Consider the following 16,422-nt stretch of genomic DNA (forward strand, 5'->3'; position numbering starts at 1 on the left):
TCTCTCACGGGTCATAATGACCGGATGGGCGAGGTGGATGAGGTCGACCGGATCGTCGGCGCGTGGCGCACGCAGCGACCCGACCTCGACTTCTCGCCCATGGAGGTGCTCTCGCGCGTCGACCGCCTGTCGCGCCACCTGGATCGCGCGCGCCGCGATGCGTTCGACCGGACCGAGATCGAGCCCTGGGAGTGGGACGTGCTCTCGGCGCTCCGCCGCGCGGGCGAGCCCTATCAGCTCAGCCCGAAGCAGCTGCTGCAGCAGACCCTCGTCTCCAGCGGCACGATGACCAACCGCATCGACAAGCTGCTGCGCCGCGGCCTGGTCCACCGCGAGGCCGACCCCGAGGACGGCCGCAGCGTTCTCGTCACCCTCAGCGAGCAGGGACGGATCCGTGTGGACGCGGCGATCACCCGGCTCATGGACGCCGAGGCCGAGTTGCTGAGGACCCTCTCGCACGCGGAGCGGACACGGCTGGCCGCGCTGCTTCGCCACCTGAGCCTGGGCTTCGAGACCGGCGCCTGAACGAGGGCTCCGGATCCCGCGCGAGTGCGAGGCACGGGCGCGGCCGGCGCCGCCGGAAGCACCTCTCGCCGCGGAAGCATCGCACCGGGATACTTGTGCCGATGAGCACCCGGCATCCTCTCTCCGCCTCGGCGCCTGCGCGCGGGGCGAGCGGGCGTGCCCGTGTCGTCCTGGCCGGGCTGATCATCGCGGCGGCGATCGTGCCCGTCGTCGGCGCGATCGCGATCGGCGCCGCCGCCGACGCCGACCTGCTGCCGGGGGTGCGGCTGCTCGTCGCCGCCGCCGTCTACGCGCCCGTGGCCGCCGTCTCGCTCCGCTTCCGTCGCGACGACGTCGCCGTGATCGAGGGCGCGCTCGCGGTGCTGAGCGGCTGGTTCGCCCTGCTCTCCCTGCTGCACGCCCAGTCTCCCGACGGCGCGGCCCTACGGGCCGCCGTGATCTCGCTCTCCCATCTGTGGGGGCTCGCGGAGCTGGCCGCACTCGGGCTGCTGGCGTGGCTGCTGATGCCGCGGCATGTGCGGCGTCCCCGCGCCGGCATCGCCCTCGGGGTGGCAGCGCTCGTGCTCGAGGTGCTGTCCGTGCTGGGCTCGCTCGTGGCGCCGTCCGAGGTCTGGGACGTTCCCGTGCCGCTCGCCCTCGCAATCGCGAGTCTCGGGACGGCCACTGTCGTGCTCGCGCGCGCCTGGCGGCCGTCGAGCCCACGCGAGCGGGCCGCGGCGCGGTGGTTCCTCGCGGGCGCCCTGCTCCTGCTCGCCAGCTACGCGCGCCTGCTGCCCGGGCTGCCGCCGGTTCTCGGGGGCCTCACGGACGCGATGTTCGTGCTCTCGCACGCCTTCCTCCCACTGGGCATCCTCGCCCTCAGCGGCGTCACGTCGCGCGCACGTCACACCGGCGACGTCGTCGCGCTCGCACAGTCCCTCGCCTTCGGACTGAGCGCGTACCTCGCGGTCGGGGTGGTCGCGGGCGCCCTGGGCATGGAGCCGCTGTGGAGAGGGGCGCTCGCGGCGGCCGCTCTCGCCCTCGTGTTCGGTGCGACGGTGCGCATCACGCGCGCGCGTCTCGACGCGGTGTTCACCGATCCGCCTCCCGACGCGCGCCAGGTGCTCGAACGGCTCGGCGCGCACCTGGCTCGTCCGGGCCGGGGCGGCCTCACCGACCTCGCGGCCGCGCTGCGGGACACGTGGGGCCTGTCGTCCGCGGAGGTGGATCTGGGACCGACCGGCCGGTCGGCGGTGGGCCGTCGTGTCGACCCGTCGATCACGGTGCCGCTCGTGTCGGCCGGTCGTCCGGTCGGCACGGTCACGCTGAGCGGTCCGGAGCGCCACTCGCTGCATGACGACGTCCTGCCCGTGCTGCGCCAGACCGCCGGCCTGATCGCCGTGGCCGTGCAGTTGGCCGTCGTGAACGAGGAGGTCGCGGCAACGCGTCGGCGCACGCTCGATGTGCGACGAGAGGAGCGCCGGATCCTGCACCGCGAGCTGGAGGGCGCGCTCGCTCCCGCGCTCGCGGGCGTCGGCGTGCGGCTCTCGGCCGCAGACGCCCTTCTCGCGCGCGGGGACGAGCGGTGGCGGGAGGAGCTGCGGGCGCTCCGCGCCGACACGGCGACGCTGACCGAGGACGTGCGCCGGCTGTCGCGCACGCTCCTGCCCACCGCGCTGGACCAGGGCGATCTCGAGGGCGCGCTCGATGAGCTCGCCACGGCCCTGTCCGGGCCCGGCATGCGCGTCGAGGTGGACGCGAAGGGCACCGACGTGCTGGCTTCGGACGCCCAGCTGCGCGTCTACCTCCTGCTCGCGGAATGCCTGATCATCGCGCGACGCACGGAGGGGATCAGCGTGGCACGCGGGACCGTCGCGCTCGATGCCGAGTCCACACGGGTCACCGTGCGGCCGGCGACATTCGATGAGGACGACGCGACGACCATCGCCCGGCGAGCCCGCGAGTTCGGTGCGCACACCGTCGACGTCGCCGGAGAGGCGATCGAGGCGGTGTTCCCGCGATGACGAGCGGATCGGGGATTCGCGTCGCGGCTGCCGTCGCCGTCTGGGGCATCTCCTGGCTCCTCGTGGCCTCCTCCGCCCTGCTGGCCTGGTCCGTCGGCCTGCCGTCCGATCCCCTGCCCGGGGTCTTCCTCTCGGAGGCTCCCCCGGAGATCCGGCGCCTCGCCTACCCGATCGACGTCACCGTCGCACTCGTCTACGGTCCCGCGAGCGCCCTCGTCCTCGCGCGGCGGCCTCATCCGGTGGGGATCGCCCTGGCCTGCTATGCCGTGGGGTCGGGCCTCTCGGCCTTCGCCATCCCGTACGGACTGCTCGGCGCGCGCATCGACGACCTGCCCCTGTGGGGACTGATCGCCTACGCGGCGGGCTGGGCCTTCGTGCCGGGGACCTTCCTCGCAGCCGCGGTGCCGCTTCTCGTCACGCGTGGGCGCCTGCCGCGCTGGCAGGGCGGGATCGTGGCCGTGACGGGCGGGATCGCGGCGGCCGCGACGTTCATCAGCCTCACCAACCAGGGACCGCTGCCGCCCCGGAATCCCCTCGGCATCGACGCGCCGGCCTATCAGGCGATGCTGCCTCCGCTGTACACCGCTCTCTCCGGCCTCGCCCTCGGCATCTCGCTGCTGTCGTGCGGCGTCGTGCTCGCGCGGTGGCGGCGTGCGAGACGCCGCCGGGCGCGCTTCGGCCTGGCCTGGCTGTCGATCGGCCAGCTCTTCGTCACGGCGTCGTACATCGCCCAGGCGCTGCCCGAGTACCTCGGCACGCCGCGCTGGGTGATCGACTTCGCGCTCCTCACACCCGTGATCGGGCAGATCCTGTTTCCGGCAGGCATCGTGGTGGTGATCCTCGGCGAGCGGCTGTGGGGCGTGGACATCGTCGTGAGCCGCGTGCTGCTGTGGCTCCTGCTGAGCGTGAGCGGCGTGGTGCTCTACCTCGTCGTCGTCACGGTCGTGCCGGCGACGATGGGGGCCGGCGGTGCGCTCGCGTTCGTCGCCCCGGTGGTGATCGCCCTCACGGTGCTCCCTCTGCGCGGCTGGCTGCAGCGCCGCATCGATCGTCTCGTGTACGGCGAGGGCGCGGACCCCGGCGCGCTGCTCGCCCGTCTCGGGGAGCGGATCGGCGAGCTGCCGCCGGGAGCGGACGGCATCCGGGAGCTGGCCGACACCCTGCGCCGGGTGCTCCGTCTCGGATGGGTCGAGATCCGGACTCCGCGGCTGAGCGTGGCATCGGGCGCCGGAGATGCGACGCATGCCGTGCACGCGCCACTCACGATCGGCGACGCGCGCCTCGGCGACCTGAGCGCCGGGCCGGTCGCCGGTCAGCGCCTCGATCGCCGCACCCGGACCGTGCTCGCGGATGTGGCGGGCCTGGTCGCCACGGTCGTGCGGCTGGCCGAGTCGCATGACGTGCTCGACGCGGCGCGCGCAGCTCTCGCCACCCGGCGCGCCGACGAGCGCCGTGCGATCCGCCGGGAGCTGCACGACGGCCTGGGGCCCGCGCTCGCCGGCACGGGGTTCGCGCTCGCCGCGGTCGAGAACCTCGCATCCAGCGATGCGGACCGCGCTCGCGAGCTGCTGAGCGAGCTCACCGACGACATACGAGCGCGAGCGCGCGAGGTCCGGGCCCTCGCCGACGAGGTCTCGGCGCCTCAGTTCGAGCCGGACGAGCTGCCCGAGATGCTCTCGCGCCTCGCGCGGCGGTTCTCGTCGTCTCGGCTGCGGGTGCGCAGCGAGGTGTCGGGCGCCGCCGGCCTTCCGCGGCACGTCGCGGAGACGCTGTACTTCATCGCGGCGGAGGCCGTCGCCAACGCGGTGCGGCACGCGCACGCCGGACGGATCACCGCGCGCCTGCACGCCGACGACGCGACGGCGACGCTCGAGGTGGTCGACGACGGATCCGGCATCCCCGCAAGCGCGTCGCCGGGGGTCGGGATGGCCTCGATGCGGGAGCGAGCCGCGACGCTCGGCGGCGAGCTGTCGGTCTCGACGGGCGCCTCCGGCACCTCGGTGCGCGTGCACCTCGCCCTCGACGCCGCGACGGCGGGCGAGGGGCGCGCGAGCACCGTGACGACGCCGATCCGGGACGGAGTGCTCTGATGCCCGGGACGCCGGGACGGCCAGCCTCGGCAGGAGGAGCAGCACGCGCCGCGACGAGACGACGCCGACGCGGCGGCGAGGAACGGAGGGCACGCGCATGAGCGACGAGCGCGCACGGATCGTCACGGTGGCGGTCGTCGACGACCACCCCCTCTTCCGCCGCGGCATCATCTCGCTGCTCGAGACGCTCGACGGCGTCGAGGTCGTGGGCGACGCCGCGTCGGTCGACGGTGCGCTCGCGCTCGTCGCCGAGCGGACCCCGGATGTCGTGCTGATGGATCTCGACCTCGGTCAGGAGTCGGGGCTGGATGCCACGCGGTCGATCACGCAGCGTCACCCCTCGGTGGCCGTGCTCGTGCTCTCGATGCACAGCGACGATCGCTCGCTCTTCGCCGCGATGCGCGCGGGAGCGCGCGGATACCTGTCGAAGGTCGCCGCGCCGCACGAGGTCGAGCGGGCCATCCAGGCCGTGGCCGACGGGCAGGCGCTCTTCGGCGCCGACGTCGCGGCGCGTGCAGTGGCCTACCTCAGCGGCACCGATGCCGCGGCGACGCCGGCGCGGTTCCCCGAGCTCACCGAGCGCGAGGCCGAGGTGCTCGACCTCGTGGCCCGCGGCCTCGACAACGGCTCGATCGCGCGCACCCTGGTGCTGACCAGCAAGACGGTGCGCAACTACGTGTACAGCATCGTGACGAAGCTCGGCGCCCCCGATCGCAGCGCGCTCATCGTGATGGCGCGTGAGGCGGGCTTCGGCGCGCGGCCGGGAGCCGCGTCCGCGACCGGTCCCATCCCCGATCCGGGACCCATCGGGGACATCCGTATCTGACCGCCGGGACGGCGCGTTCGTGAGGGTGGACCAGGGCCGCGACCGCGGCCTCTCCCCGCACGAAAGCGAGTCCCCATGTCATCAGCCTTTCGCCTGCCGCGCCCGGCCGCACCGATCCTCGTCGGCGCCGCCGCGGTGCTCGCGCTGACCGCCTGCGCGCCCGAAGCACCCACGACGGAGGATCCCGTGGCGCAGGATCCTGTGGCGCAGGACCCTGTGGCACAGGATCCTCCCGCCGCCTCCGATCCGTCCGGGCTCGTCGACGAGGTCTGCCTCGAGGCGTACCCGCTGTCGGCCCTCGCCCCGGCCGACATCGAGGCCCTCACCCTGATGCCGGCCGACTGGCCCGCACCGCCGGAGGACGCCGTGCTGTGCTCCACCTCCGAGAGCGGCGGCGAGGGGATCGACGGCGAGCCGTACACGATCCAGAACGCCGACTACGCCTCGAGCACCGCGATCGACGCCGTCCTCGCGCACTACGAGGGCGCGCTCGGCGGCCACGAGCTCGTGCGCAGCGACGGCGCCGAGTCCGGCACCGGCTACGCCTCCCTCGACGGCACGCTCGGCGACGTCGCCTTCCAGATCCGGGAGACCGACGGCGGCTTCACCGTGCTCTTCTCGGACGGGTACTGACGCCGCCGGCACACGAGCCGCCGGCACACGGGCCGCCGGAACACGAAGGGGGGGCGCCGATCCGACCGTCTTCACGATCGGACCGGCGCCCCCCCTTCCGTGCGCGTCAGCCGTGGCGTCTGCGCAGGATCATCCACCCACCGGCGGCGAGCAGGATCCCCGCCACGGCGAGCGCCCACGGGATGCCCGTACCGGTGACGGCGAGCACGTCAGGACCGTCGGGATCATCCGCCGCCGGGACAGGATCGCCGGGGCGCGGATCGCCCGCGGGGTCCGGATCGACAGGGTCCGGATCGACAGGGTCCGGATCGACGGGATCCTCCCCGGGATCCTCTCCCGGCTGCTCACCGGGCGCCGGCGCGGGCACGATCGCATACGCGACGACCGCCCTGGCCGTGTTGCCGGCCGCGTCGGTCGCCTCGACGACGAACTCGCGCTCGCCCGGCACGTCGGTGGGCAGCGACGCGCCCGACGCCACCGTCCCCCGGCACTCGGCGAGCCCCGACGTCTCGTCGTCGCACGCGTAGTCCGCGATCAGCTCGTCGCCCTGCCGGTACTGCCCGGGCGCGAGCACGGCCGCCGCGGGGTCGGCGCCCCGGGGCGCGCGCACGTCGATCACGGGCGGCGTGGTGTCGACCCGGAACGTCACCGTCTGCGGCAGGACTACCCGGCCGTCGCGCGTCACCGCCCAGTAGGTGAACTCGTACGCGCCGTCCTGGGGCGGGGAGAAGGCCGCGCGTGGCCCGTCCCGCTGCACCTCGACCGGCTCTCCGCCGTCGATCGCGTACCGCCAGTGCAGGCTCGCCACGTCGAGATTGCCCTCCAGCGCCTCGAGGCCGAACACCGGGCGCGAGGTATACCAGCCCTCGAAGCCCTGAGGTTCGGGCATCGAGATCCCGACCGTCGGCAGCGGGGGCTCCACCACGCGGTACGAGACGTCCCGCTGCGTGAGGTTGCCCGCCCGGTCGATCGCACTCACACGGATCGTGTACTCGCCCGGATACGTCGTGTCGAGCGGGCCGCCGTGCGGCGTCGCCGAGGTGCACTCGTAGATGCCGGACAGGTCGTCCTCGCACGCGAACGACACCGTGTGAGCGCTGCCGCGCACGTACTCGCCGCCCTCGACGGGGACCTGCACATCGATGCCGGGCGCGACGGTGTCGATCCGGATCTCCCGCGTGCGCAGACCGGTCTCGTTGCCGAGGCGGTCGACGGCGCGGTACTCGATGGTGTGCTCGCCGTGGGAGAGACCGAAGACGGCCACGGACTCGTCCGTGGTGCGCGGCTCCTCCGCGTCGACCCGCCATTCCAGCTGTGCCACGCCGGAGCCGGCGTCGCTGGCGCGGATGGTCACCTCGACATCGCGCGCGAACCATCCCCGGGCGTTCGACGCCGCCGGCACGGTGAGCAGCTCCAGCGCGGGCGGCACGCGCTCCGGCTCGCCGGCGACCACCGTGAACGCGACCGAGGAGCGCAGGCCGTCGACGTCGAACAGCGTCCGCACCACGTAGACGCCCGGCGCGGCGTCGGGGAAGTCGGCTCGCCAGTCCTGCGCGCCCTGCGCACGGTGTAGCGGAGCGCTTCTCGTGGAGCCGTCCGCGGCGGTGACGACCGCCGTCGCGAGCGTGCCGTCGGGCATCGGCTCCCCGTTCAGGAGGGCGCGCGTGCCGACCGCCAGCCCCGCCTCGGGCGGGAACCCCTGCGGGATGAGCTCGACGGCCGCCCGCTGCGACGAGATCTCGTACGCCACGCGGGCCGGCTCGTCGCCGTCGTTGTGGAACTCCACCCGCCACACGCCGGACGGCAGCAGCCGGCCCTCGTCCTCGACGAGGTGGATCGTCGTCAGCCCGCCCTGCGTCGTGAAGGTCACGTGGTCGTTCGGATCGATCGTCTGGATGCGGATGTCCGGGGCGCCGTAGCTGACGACCTGGATCATGCGCACGGCCTCGAACCGCACGTTGACGATCTGCGCCGTTCCCGGCGCGATCTCGTTCGACACGGCCTTGGGCGATCCCGGTGCGGGCGGTGCGGCCTTGCCTGGCGCCGCCCCGGCCTGGGGCGACGAGGATGCCGTCGTCCTATCCTCGGACGGCACCGTCGTCCCAGGCGCCACCGGCGATGCGCTCGCCGCGGCGTCCGCCGGCTCCCCGGCGGTGTCATCCCGCGCGACGTCTGCCGGCGGCTGCTCCGGTCCGGGCATCTCCGACTCGCTCGTCTCCGGCTCGGGCGTCTCCGGCTCGGGCGTCTCCGTCGCGGCGTGCTCCGCAGACGCTTCTGCTCCGGTCTCGGGCCCGTCGCCGCCCGCGGCGCCCGAAGTGGGCGACGGCTGGGCCCCTGGCGTGGCGGAGCCGCCCACCCCCGCGGTCTCGCCGGCCGGCGGCGCCGCGGCGGGCTGTCCGGCTCCGGTCGCCTCCGCAACGACCTCGACGGGTGCGGCGGGCTCCTCCTCGGGCGCGGCACTCGCCGCGACCGTCCCCGACAGGAGGAGCGACGACACGAGCGCCGCGGTCGCCGCCGCGGCCCCGAGCCGCCTCCCGCGCGAGAGGACCGTCGATCGGCGTACGCGCGTCACGCGGGATCCCCCGGCTCCGTGATGCGGCTGCGCCCCACCGCGAGCCACAGGCACGCGATGCCGAGCCACATCAGGCCGTAGACGCCGGGCAGCCCCGGCACGCCGGTGCCGAACGTCATCGCGAGGATGAACAGCGCGATCACCGCCGTGAAGCCGCCCAGGATGCGGGAGACGTTCCGCTCCGCGAAGGCCATCCACACGAACGCGATGGCCGCGACGACGAGGCCGAATCCGGGCAGGTACGCGCCGAAGTCGGTCAGCATGTAGTAGACGAACAGGCCCTCCTCGTCGTACAGCCCGGCCTCCGGCCCGAGGTAGTTGGCGAGCGCGCCCTTCCAGCCGTAGCCGAGCATCAGCGTCGCCGCCGTCGCGAGGATGCCCCCGGTGAAGATCCGGGCGCCCACCGATCCGGTGAACCGCTGCTCCGCGTTGCGTCGCCAGTACCCCTGGAACACGAACAGGGCGAGCACGCCGAGAAGGCCCACTGTCCAGCCCATCCGGCTGGCGACGTGGTCGAGATCCATCATGTCGGCCGAGGTGACGATGTAGTCCTCGCCGGCCTCCCAGGCGGCCATCTCGGCCGCGGGACGCACGTCGAACACGATGGTGCCGGCGAAGGCCAGGGCGGCGGCGAGCGCGCCCCACAGGGGCCAGATCGCGATGCGGAATCCGCGCTTCGCGGGTGGCGAGGCGGATGCGCGGGCAGAGACGGGAGAGAAATCGGAAGCAGTGGACATGATGAGGTCGCTTTCGTCGTGGGATCGACGCGTCCCTCGTCGAGACACGCCAGGCGACCGCCCTCGGCGGTGCGTCTCCGAGCGTCCTGTGCCCGCGTGCCCGGCTCCCAGAGGCGCGTGTCCTCGATCCGGCCGGGACTCCCGGTCGGGGACCGGAGCCCCTGACAGGTGGGACGCGCGGCCGGTCACGATGGATCGCCACCCACGGAAGGAGCACCGGATGCCCCGGAACACCGCGCGAGCCTCGCGGCTCGCCCTGGCCGTGCTCGCCTGCCTCGCCGTCGCGGGCGCCGTCGCGGGCTGCGGCGCGCAGGCCGGCTCCCCGCCGCCGCAGGGCGCCGGAGCGGGCCCCGTCTCCCCCGCCGATGCGGGAGCGAGCCCGACCCCCTCTCCCTCACCCTCCGAGACGGAGACGCCCGTGCCGACGGTCGGAGGCGCGTCATCCGAGGCGATCGATCCCCGCTGCCTTCGGCAGTTCCCCGCGGAGTCGACGTCGCCGATCCACGAGGCGCAGCTCGAGGGCCGCCCCGACTTCTGGCCGGAGGCGCCCGCGTGGGCGGCCCTGTGCTGGACCGAATGGGAGAACGAGTACACGCAGGTGGGCTGGTACGCGACCGACGAGGGCGTCAGCCGCGCCGAGATCTACCGCTACTACGAGCACGAGCTGATGGGGGTCGGCGCGACGGGCCGAGCCCAGACCGCCGAGGGCGAGGAGTTCGTCACCGGCGTCGTCCCCCCGCTGCACTCGTTCTGGCTGCTGTCGGGGAGGGATCACTACCGGGCGACCTGGTCTCTCGACGGCGAGTACGCCGACTGAGGAACGCGCGGGTCGCCCGCGCGCTTACGCTGGATGCGATGGCACATCTCCTGGGCGGCGAGAACCTGCGCATCGAGTTCCCCGCGAAGGTGATCCTCGACGGCGTCACGGTGGGGATCGCGGACGGCGACCGGGTGGGCATCGTCGGACGCAACGGCGACGGCAAGTCCACCCTCATGCGCATCCTCACGGGACGGATGGAGCCGGACGACGGCCGCGTCACGCGCCGCGGCGGCCTGCGCGTGGGCATGCTCGCACAGACCGACGAGCTCACCGAGAGCGATTCGGTGCGCCACGCCATCGTGGGCGACGCGCCCGAGCACGAGTGGCGCGGCGATGCGCGCATCCGCGACGTGCTCTCGGGCCTCACGCGGGACCTCGATCTCGAGGCCGACGTCTCCACGCTCTCGGGCGGCCAGCGCCGCCGCGTCGCGCTCGCGCGGCTGCTCGTGCAGGAGTGGGACGTCGTCGCGCTCGACGAGCCGACCAACCACCTCGACGTCGAGGGCATCGCGTGGCTGGCCGAGCACCTGCGCACCCGCTGGGCGGCGAACCAGGGCGCCCTGCTGCTCGTCACCCACGACCGCTGGTTCCTCGACGCGGTGTGCACCCGGATGTGGGAGGTGCACGACGGCATCGTCGATCCGTTCGAGGGCGGCTACGCGGCGTACGTGCTGCAGCGCGTGGAACGCCAGCGGCAGGCCGCGGTCGCCGAGGAGAAGCGCCAGAACCTCATGCGCAAGGAGCTCGCGTGGCTGCGCCGGGGCGCGCCGGCCCGCACGTCGAAGCCGAAGTTCCGGATCGAGGCGGCCAACCAGCTCATCGAGGACGAACCGCCCGTGCGCGACGCCGTGCAGCTGGCGCAGCTGGCCACCGCCCGCCTCGGCAAGGACGTCGTGGACCTGCTCGACGCGGGCGTCTCGTACGACGACCGCGACGTGCTGCGCGACGTGGAGTGGCGGATCGCGCCCGGCGAGCGCACGGGCATCCTCGGCCCGAACGGCGCGGGCAAGTCGACGCTGCTCGGCCTCGTCGCCGGCACGGTGGAGCCGACGAGCGGCCGCGTGAAGCGCGGCAAGACCGTGCGCGTGGCGTACCTCGATCAGCGCCTGGCCGAGCTCGACCCCGTGATGGACCGCCGCGTGCGCGAGATCCTGGCCGAGCAGCGGTCCACCTACGTCTCGGGCGGCAAGGAGATGACGCCGGCCCAGCTGCTCGAGCGGCTCGGCTTCCGCTCGTCGGAGCTGTCCACGCCCGTGCGCGACCTCTCGGGCGGCCAGAAGCGCCGCCTGCAGCTGCTGCTCGTGCTGCTGAACGAGCCGAACGTGCTCATCCTGGACGAGCCGAGCAACGACCTCGACACCGACATGCTCGCCGCGATGGAGGACCTGCTCGACTCGTGGCCGGGCACGCTGCTCGTCGTCTCGCACGACCGGTACCTGCTCGAGCGCGTCACCGACCAGCAGTACGCCGTGCTCGACGGCCGGCTGCGGCACCTGCCGGGCGGCGTGGACGAGTACCTGCGCCTGCGCCGCCAGGACACCGGATCGGCGCGGGCGAGCGCCCCCTCCCCCGCGCCGGCCGCGCCGGCGCCGGGCCTGTCGGGCGCCGAGCGCCGGGCGGCCGAGAAGGAGCTGGCCTCGATCGACCGCAAGCTGCAGAACCTGCAGGCGGGCATCGAGCGGATCCACGCCGACATGGCCGCGCACGATCCCGGCGACTACGACGGCCTCGCCGCGCTCGGCGCCGAGCTGCGCGCCCGTGAGGCCGAGGTCGCCGAGCTCGAGGAGCGCTGGCTGGAGCTGGGCGAGCAGCTCGACGGCTGAGCCGCCGCGCCGATCAGACCCGCGCCTCGAGGCGCGCGAACGGTCCGCCGGCGGCCCGCAGGTCGCCCGCGATGCCGGCGTCGACCGCGCGGCCCGCGTCGAGCACGAGCACGCGCGCGTCGTCGGGCACGAGGTCGACGCGGTGCGTGATCTCGATCACCGAGAGCCCCGGGCGCCGCGCGCGCAGGCGGTCGCGCACGCGGGCGGCCGTGGCGCCGTCGAGCTGGCTGAGCGCCTCGTCCAGCACGAGCACCTCGGGATCGGCGGCGAGGGCGCGCGCGAGGGCGAGGCGCTGCAGCTGGCCGCCCGAGATCGACGTGCCGCGCTCGCGCACCGGGGTGTCGAGGCCGCCGGGCAGCGCGTCGACCCACTCGTCCAGCGCGGCGTCGGCGAGGGCCTCGCGCAGCCGCTCCTCGGCGGCGTCGGGGGCGGCGAGGCGCAGGTTCTCGGCGATCGTGCCGCTCAGCATCGTCGGTCGCTGCGAGACGAGGGCGACGCGCCGCCGCAGCTCGTCGATCCGGAGCCCGCGCACGTCCGCGCCGCCCAGCAGCACGGCACCGGAATCGGCGTCGCGGCCGCGCGGCAGCAGCGACGCGAGGGTGGACTTGCCGCTGCCGGACACGCCCGCCACGATGCTCCACGCCCCCGCCGGGAACCGGGCGGAGACGGCGTCGAGCGCCGCGAAGTCGCCGTGGCGCACGGTCGCCTCGCGCAGCTCGACCGAGGCGTCGGCCGGGGCCGGCCCGGGCCTGGCGGGCTCGCGCACGGCCGGCTCGCCGTCGACGATGCGGCGCACGCGCTCGGCGGCGGCGAACGACGCATCGAGGCTCGTGGCGAACTCGTCGATGCCGCGGGCGGGTCCCCACAGCGCGACCGCGACGGCGAGTGCCACGGCGACCGTCTCGGCCGGCAGGCCCGCCGCGGCGGCGACCGCCGCGACCGCCGCGACGCCGAGGCCCTGCAGCAGCACGATCGCGCCGCCGCGCACGGCCTGCACGCGGCCGGACGTCGAGCGGGCCGCCGCCAGCGCGCGATCCGCCTGGTCCAGCTCGCGCAGCCGCTCGGGAGCGGCGCCGAGGGCGAGCACCTCGCGCACGCCCTGGATGTCGTCGCCCGCGCGGGCGGCGATCGCGCCCCGCGCCGCCGCGACCCCGCGCGCCGCACGCCACGTCGCCGAGCCCGCGGCGAGCGGGATGAGCAGCGCGCCGAGCACGAACGGCACCAGCGTCAGGGCGAGGCGCGCGTCCACGACCACGGCGAGCCACGCGAGGGCGGCGGCCGGCACGACCACGGCCGACACGGCCGGGGGCAGCGTGTGGGCGAAGAACACCTCGACGCGGTCGATGTCGCGCGTGGCGCGCTCGGTCAGCTCCGCGCCCGCACGCCCCTGCGTGGCGGCCGGAGCCTGCGGGATGAGGCGCGCGAAGAGCAGCTCGCGCAGCCGCTGCAGCGCCGTGAACGCCACCCAGTGCCCCGCGTAGTGCTCAAGGTAGCGCAGCGCGGCCTTCGCCAGCGCGATCCCCACGAGGCCGAGCACGAGCGGCAGGGTCTCGAACGGCGCCCCGCTCGCCGCCCGCACCACCGCGGTGGCCGCGAGCGCGAGCAGCGCGACCCCGAGGAGCTGATTGGCGATCCGCGCCACGACGGAGGCGGCCAGCGGCGCGAGCAGGCGGCGGGTGTGGCCGATGAGCCACCTGGTCAGGTCGATCCGGCTCATGCGCCCGCCTCCGCTCCGAGCGCGATCACGCGGTCGGCGGCGAGGATCGCCCCCGGTCGGTGGGCGATCATGAGCACGGTGCGGCCCGCCGCGAGCCGATCGAGCGCGGCGAGGATCGCGGCCTCGCCCGCCAGATCGACCTGCGACGTGGGCTCGTCCAGCACGAGGATCGGCGCGTCCCGCAGCGCGGCGCGCGCGATCGCCAGGCGCTGCGCCTGCCCGCCCGACAGCAGCGCGCCGTGCTCGCCGACGGGGGTGTCGAGCCCGCCGGGCATGCGCTCGACCTCGGCGCGCAGGCCCGCGACCTCCAGCGCGTGCCAGAGGCGCTCGTCCGGCGCGCTCGGAGCGGCCAGCCGCAGGTTCTCGGCGATCGATCCGAGGAACAGGAACGGTCGCTGTTCGACGACGGCGAGCCGCGCGCGGATCTCGTCGGCCGGCGTCTCCGAGGCGTCGAGCCCGTCGACGAGCACGGTGCCGGCGGAGGGCCGCAGGTGCGCCTGCACGAGCGCCGACACCGTGGACTTGCCGATGCCGCTCGGGCCGACGAGTGCCACCCGCTCCCCCGGCTCGACCCGCAGCGACAGACCGCGCAACACGGGCTCGCCGCCGGGGTAGCCCGCCGTGACGCGCTCGAGCACGATCGAGCCGGGCGGGGCCTGGCCTCGGCTCGCTGCGCTCGCTCGGCCCATCTCCGCTCCGGGCACTGCGCGCCCTCCGGTCGACGACCGGGGCCCGCCAGACAGGTGGCCGGCGATCTGCTGCTGCGCGGCGCGGCCGCCGATGCCGATGTAGAAGAACGAGCCGATGACGTCGACGGGCCCGATGACGAGCACGGTCATGAGCACGATCGCGACGGCCGCGCCCGCCGTGATCGCCCCGTCGGCCGCACGCGTCGCCGCGATCACGGTGGCGGCGACGACCACCGTGAGCGAGAAGGCCGCATCGACGACGAGGATGAGCAGCTGGTTGCCCGCGAGCATCCTCATGAGCCCGCGCCGGTGCTCCTCGCCGCGCGCCGCGAGGTCGTCGGCGACGCGCTCGGCCGCGCGGGCGTACACGAGCGTGTCGAGCGCCTGGATCGCCTCCAGGAACCCCGCCGTCAGTCGGCCCTGCGTGCGCCGATACGCCGCCCCGATCGGGCGGACGAGCCGGCGGAAGCCGCCGATCAGCACGGGCACGAGCAGGATGAGCAGGGCCAGCCAGCCGGCCGTCACGGCGTCCGCGGTCAGCGCCATGACGCCGAGCACGATCAGCGGCGTCGTGAGCGCGCCGAGGATCGGCCCGAGGAAGCCCGCGCGGTAGTGCGCGGTGCGCTCGACGCCGTCTGTGGCGACTGAGAGCAGCTGCCCCGACCGGCCGGCGGTGCCCGCCACGCCGAGGTCGAACACGCGGCCCACGACCGCCCGGCGCAGGCGCCCCTCGGCCTCCGATCCCGCCCACTGCGAGAACCAGGGCCCCGCTCCGGCGCAGACGGCCGCGACCGCCGCGCACGCCACGGGCACGGCCCAGCCCGGCTCGTCGCCGTCGAGCACCCGCCCGAGCCACGCGAACAGCAACGCCGTCGCGATCGCGCCGGCCCACGCGATCCCGGCCGAGACCCCCATCACCCAGGTCGGCGTCGAGGCGCGCACGGCGGCGGGCAGCGGCAGCGCGGGTCCGCCGGCGTGAGGGTGAGACATGTCCCTTCGATCGTATGACCGGCGTTGCTGGGGAATCGGTGGTGGCCGCTCGCGGGACCGGCCACCGCCGCCCAAGGTCAGACGAGCCCCTGCTCCTCCAGCCACTGCGCCGCGATGTCGGCCGGCGACATCTCGTCCTCGGTGCTCTGCACGTTCATGGCGACGAGCGCCTCGGGGGTGAGCGCGGCGCTGATCGGGTCGATGACGTCGGCGATCTCGTCCGCGATGTCGGACGAGGCGATGGGAACCACGTTCGACGCGAGGAAGAGGCCCTCCGGGTCCTCGAGCGGCACGAGGTCCTCGGTCTGGATGCGCGGGTCGGCCGTGAAGACGTTCGCGACCTGGATGGTGCCGGCCAGCAGGTCCTCGACGGTCGTGTCGCCGGTCGCCGAGAACTGCAGGTCGAGGCCGTAGACCGACTCCGCGCCGCTCGGGCCGTACGGCCGCTCCTCGAGCTCGGGCGGGCCGCCCAGCGTGAGCGGCTCGTCGACGTTCGCGAGGTCGGCGATCGTCTCGAGCCCGTGCTCCTCGGCGAACTCCGCCGTCACGGTGTACGAGTCCTGGTCGCTCGCGGTCGACTGCTCGAGCGCGGTGAGGCCCTCGGGCAGCGCCTCGACGAGGGCGTCGTACACCTCCTCGGGGGTGCGCGCCTCGGTCTCGGGGTCGTACTGCTGCTGCAGCAGGCTGCCGGTGTACTCGGGGAACAGGTCGATCTCGCCGTTCTCGAGCGAGGGCATGTACGCCTCGCGCTGCCCGATGTTGAACTGCTTCTCGACCTCGAAGCCGGCGTTCTCGAGCGCCTGCGCGTAGATCTCGGCGATGATCTCGTTCGAGTAGTAGGCCTGCGAGCCGACGACGATCGCGTTGCCGGAGCCGCCGCCGGGCTCCTCGGTCTCAGTGCCGAGGGGGTCGGAGGAGGCGCAGCCGGCCAGCGCGAGGCCGAGCAGCGCGGTCGCCGCGAGAGCGAGGGTCTTGGATGCGTTCATGTCGATCGCCT

Annotated in this window: 12 protein-coding genes; 7 read left to right on the forward strand and 5 right to left on the reverse strand. The window is 74.5% G+C overall.

What is annotated here, in order from left to right; translation table 11 throughout:
* The first annotated feature begins 24 nt into the window (after positions 1-24).
* From ACWDR7_RS03895 to ACWDR7_RS03915, 5 genes are all read left to right on the forward strand, one after another.
* Positions 25-525, forward strand: coding sequence for a MarR family winged helix-turn-helix transcriptional regulator (locus ACWDR7_RS03895; protein ID WP_449853619.1), 501 nt, complete (start codon positions 25-27; stop codon positions 523-525).
* Positions 526-626: 101 nt separating this feature from the next.
* The gene (locus ACWDR7_RS03900; RefSeq protein ID WP_449853620.1) at positions 627-2,528 is read left to right on the forward strand and encodes a hypothetical protein; all 1,902 of its coding nucleotides are present in this window, start codon (positions 627-629) and stop codon (positions 2,526-2,528) included.
* Positions 2,525-4,618 carry a sensor histidine kinase gene (locus tag ACWDR7_RS03905; RefSeq protein ID WP_449853621.1) on the forward strand — a complete coding sequence of 698 codons (2,094 nt, stop codon included), beginning with the start codon at positions 2,525-2,527 and terminating at the stop codon, positions 4,616-4,618. Before ACWDR7_RS03900 ends, ACWDR7_RS03905 begins: the two co-directional genes overlap by 4 nt.
* A 97-nt stretch (positions 4,619-4,715) precedes the next feature.
* The gene (locus ACWDR7_RS03910) at positions 4,716-5,444 is read left to right on the forward strand and encodes a response regulator transcription factor (protein ID WP_449853622.1); all 729 of its coding nucleotides are present in this window, start codon (positions 4,716-4,718) and stop codon (positions 5,442-5,444) included.
* A gap of 75 nt (positions 5,445-5,519) precedes the next feature.
* A complete protein-coding gene (locus tag ACWDR7_RS03915; RefSeq protein ID WP_449853623.1) occupies positions 5,520-6,077 on the forward strand; it encodes a hypothetical protein in 558 nt (185 codons plus the stop codon).
* Between the two features lie 106 nt (positions 6,078-6,183).
* On the opposite strand, the gene ACWDR7_RS03920 is transcribed toward ACWDR7_RS03915, so the two are convergent.
* Positions 6,184-8,649 carry an OmpL47-type beta-barrel domain-containing protein gene (locus ACWDR7_RS03920; RefSeq protein ID WP_449853624.1) on the reverse strand — a complete coding sequence of 822 codons (2,466 nt, stop codon included), beginning with the start codon at positions 8,647-8,649 and terminating at the stop codon, positions 6,184-6,186.
* Entirely contained in the window at positions 8,646-9,386 is a 741-nt protein-coding gene (locus tag ACWDR7_RS03925; RefSeq protein ID WP_449853625.1) for a hypothetical protein, read from the reverse strand. The genes ACWDR7_RS03920 and ACWDR7_RS03925 overlap by 4 nt, the downstream gene beginning before the upstream one ends.
* A gap of 220 nt (positions 9,387-9,606) precedes the next feature.
* Here ACWDR7_RS03925 and ACWDR7_RS03930 point away from each other — a divergent pair, with 220 nt between their 5' ends.
* Both ACWDR7_RS03930 and ACWDR7_RS03935 read left to right on the forward strand, forming a co-directional pair.
* Positions 9,607-10,203 (forward strand): hypothetical protein, encoded by a 597-nt coding sequence (locus tag ACWDR7_RS03930; RefSeq protein WP_449853626.1) that lies wholly within the window; start codon positions 9,607-9,609, stop codon positions 10,201-10,203.
* Positions 10,204-10,241: 38 nt separating this feature from the next.
* Complete coding sequence (locus tag ACWDR7_RS03935; protein WP_449853627.1) at positions 10,242-12,029, forward strand: ABC-F family ATP-binding cassette domain-containing protein; 1,788 nt, start codon at positions 10,242-10,244, stop codon at positions 12,027-12,029.
* A gap of 13 nt (positions 12,030-12,042) precedes the next feature.
* On the opposite strand, the gene ACWDR7_RS03940 is transcribed toward ACWDR7_RS03935, so the two are convergent.
* From ACWDR7_RS03940 to ACWDR7_RS03950, 3 genes are all read right to left on the reverse strand, one after another.
* Positions 12,043-13,746, reverse strand: coding sequence for an ATP-binding cassette domain-containing protein (locus ACWDR7_RS03940; RefSeq protein ID WP_449853628.1), 1,704 nt, complete (start codon positions 13,744-13,746; stop codon positions 12,043-12,045).
* Positions 13,743-15,425, reverse strand: coding sequence for an ATP-binding cassette domain-containing protein (locus tag ACWDR7_RS03945; RefSeq protein ID WP_449853629.1), 1,683 nt, complete (start codon positions 15,423-15,425; stop codon positions 13,743-13,745). The genes ACWDR7_RS03940 and ACWDR7_RS03945 overlap by 4 nt, the downstream gene beginning before the upstream one ends.
* Positions 15,426-15,502: 77 nt before the next feature.
* On the reverse strand, positions 15,503-16,411 hold the full coding sequence (locus ACWDR7_RS03950; RefSeq protein WP_449853630.1) for an ABC transporter substrate-binding protein: 909 nt from the start codon (positions 16,409-16,411) through the stop codon (positions 15,503-15,505).
* Positions 16,412-16,422 lie beyond the last annotated feature (11 nt).

Source organism: Microbacterium sp. NPDC003461 (genome assembly GCF_053588335.1).

Bases quoted from the DNA above. Each gene is read 5' to 3' on its own strand.
- ACWDR7_RS03930 (WP_449853626.1), top strand. From the start codon at position 9,607: ATGCCCCGGAACACCGCGCGAGCCTCGCGGCTCGCCCTGGCCGTGCTC.
- ACWDR7_RS03905 (WP_449853621.1), top strand. From the start codon at position 2,525: ATGACGAGCGGATCGGGGATTCGCGTCGCGGCTGCCGTCGCCGTCTGG.
- ACWDR7_RS03945 (WP_449853629.1), bottom strand. From the start codon at position 15,425: ATGTCTCACCCTCACGCCGGCGGACCCGCGCTGCCGCTGCCCGCCGCC.
- ACWDR7_RS03950 (WP_449853630.1), bottom strand. From the start codon at position 16,411: ATGAACGCATCCAAGACCCTCGCTCTCGCGGCGACCGCGCTGCTCGGC.
- ACWDR7_RS03910 (WP_449853622.1), top strand. From the start codon at position 4,716: ATGAGCGACGAGCGCGCACGGATCGTCACGGTGGCGGTCGTCGACGAC.
- ACWDR7_RS03895 (WP_449853619.1), top strand. From the start codon at position 25: ATGGGCGAGGTGGATGAGGTCGACCGGATCGTCGGCGCGTGGCGCACG.
- ACWDR7_RS03935 (WP_449853627.1), top strand. From the start codon at position 10,242: ATGGCACATCTCCTGGGCGGCGAGAACCTGCGCATCGAGTTCCCCGCG.
- ACWDR7_RS03940 (WP_449853628.1), bottom strand. From the start codon at position 13,746: ATGAGCCGGATCGACCTGACCAGGTGGCTCATCGGCCACACCCGCCGC.
- ACWDR7_RS03925 (WP_449853625.1), bottom strand. From the start codon at position 9,386: ATGTCCACTGCTTCCGATTTCTCTCCCGTCTCTGCCCGCGCATCCGCC.
- ACWDR7_RS03900 (WP_449853620.1), top strand. From the start codon at position 627: ATGAGCACCCGGCATCCTCTCTCCGCCTCGGCGCCTGCGCGCGGGGCG.
- ACWDR7_RS03915 (WP_449853623.1), top strand. From the start codon at position 5,520: ATGTCATCAGCCTTTCGCCTGCCGCGCCCGGCCGCACCGATCCTCGTC.